A 1,991-nucleotide genomic window follows, 5' to 3' on the forward strand; every position below is an offset into this window, starting at 1 on the left:
GCTGAATCGCTGATACTCGCTGTCACACTGTAGTTACCATCGGCCAGTGCTTGCGCTGCATCGACACTCCAATTACCTGACGCATCGGTGGTCACTGTCACTGTGTGGCTGGTGCCATTGGCATCGGTAAAGGTCACATCTAAATTAGTATTGGCTAAGTCTGATGAACCTGTCACCGTTGGCGTGTTGTCATTGGTCAGCGCTGGCGCATCAATGGTGATGGTTGGCGCGGTCACATCAATTGTGCCGGTTTCGGTGTCGGTGCCTGTATTACCGGCGGCATCACTCAGTGTCGCAACAACGGTGTAGTTTCCTTCCGCCAGTGCTGAGCTCAGCTCGACTGACCAACTGCCATCAGCCTGCACAATGGCTGTGGCGCTTTGTGTCGCCCCGTCACTGTCAGTCACGGTTAACAAGACTTGAGAGCCTGCTGCCGCACCACTGCTTTGGCCACTAATAACAGGCGTTACATCGTTACTGTCGGCAATCGCATCAATACTGACAACTGGCGCGGTGATATCCACTTCACCGGTGGCACTTGCTGATGCTGGGTTACCAGCTTGATCGCTGACTGTCGCGGTAACGGTGTATTCGCCTTCCGCTAGAATCGTGCTGGCTGCCACTGACCAACTACCATCACTTTGCATGGTGGTGGTCACGGTGTGACTGTTGTTGTTTGCATCGGTGATCACCACGGTGACTGTGCTGCCTTGTGGCGCACTGGCTGTGCCGCTAATCGTCGGGGTGGTGTCGTTTGTAATGCCCAGTTCGTTAATGTCAATCGCTGGCATGGTGGTATCAATAATACCGGTGCGAGTGGCGGTGCCAGTGTTGCCATTTTCGAGCACTGAGGCGGTCACGGTAAACTCACCTTCTGGTAATGCGGTTGTCGCTGTGACACTCCACGTGCCCCCACTGACGGTGGTGGTAATTGTTTCGACAGGGTTTGTCCCATCATCAATCACAACCGTCACCACACTGCCATTCTCTGCATCACTGGTGCCGTTGATGGTCGGTGTGGTGTCATTTGTTTCACCAATCACATTAATCGTGACACTTGGGGCCGTGGTGTCAAGCAGCGCACTGTCGCTTGCGGTGGTGGCGTTGCCTGCCGCATCGGTAATGCTCGCATCAATCGTGAAGGTGCCATTATTCAGTGGGCTAGGGACATCGGCGCTCCAAGTGCCATCCGCTAATACTGTCGCGGTGAAGGTGTAGGTGTTGGTGCCATCAGAGACACTTAAGTTCACCACACTGCCCGCAGGCTCGTTAGACGTACCGCTAATGGTTGGGGTGGTATCATTCACCGTTCCCAAGCTATCAATTGCTAAGCTAGGCGGTAAGGTATCAATGCTGCCGGTGCCTGTGTCTGTGCCAACATTGCCCGCAGCATCAGTTATAGTGGCAGTTACAGTGTACGCACCATCTGGCAAGCTGCTTGATGTGGCTTGCCATGACCCATCAGCTAAGACTGTCGCGGTCAAGCTGTGTGAATCACCATTGCTATCAACGATGCTAAGGTTCACGACCGTGCCAGCAGGCTCGGTTGACGTCCCTGAAATAACCGGTGTACTGTCATTACCTAGGCCATTGTCATTTACAGTAACAACGGGGTTGGTGGTATCGATATTGCCTGTGGCGGTAACGTTGCTGGTGTTGCCTGCATCATCACTGATGGTCACGGCAACCGTGTAGCTGCCTTCGGCTAGGGCTGTCGGTACTTCAACGCTCCAATCACCACTGCTATTTACGGTGGCGGTGAGTGTTTGCTCTGCCCCATTGCTGTCGGTGACTGTCACAGTGACGGTGCCGCCCACTTCATTACTACGACCACTGAGTACCGGCGTGACATCACTGCCCTCACCCACACCGGTTAAGGTTAGTGTTGGCGCAAGGGTGTCGATAACACCGGTCACGGTTTCTTCGCTTAAGTTACCAACCCCATCGCGGACACTGGCTTCAACGCTAAACTGACCATCGGCTAAGGCGGT

At 54.1% G+C, this 1,991-nt stretch carries 1 protein-coding gene; it reads right to left on the minus strand.

What is annotated here, in order from left to right:
• Nucleotides 1–1,991: beta strand repeat-containing protein (locus BM378_RS20205; protein WP_177222602.1), on the minus strand; the 1,991-nt coding region annotated here is incomplete at both ends.

It is taken from the genome of Pseudoalteromonas lipolytica (assembly GCF_900116435.1).
Lineage (GTDB): Bacteria > Pseudomonadota > Gammaproteobacteria > Enterobacterales > Alteromonadaceae > Pseudoalteromonas > Pseudoalteromonas lipolytica.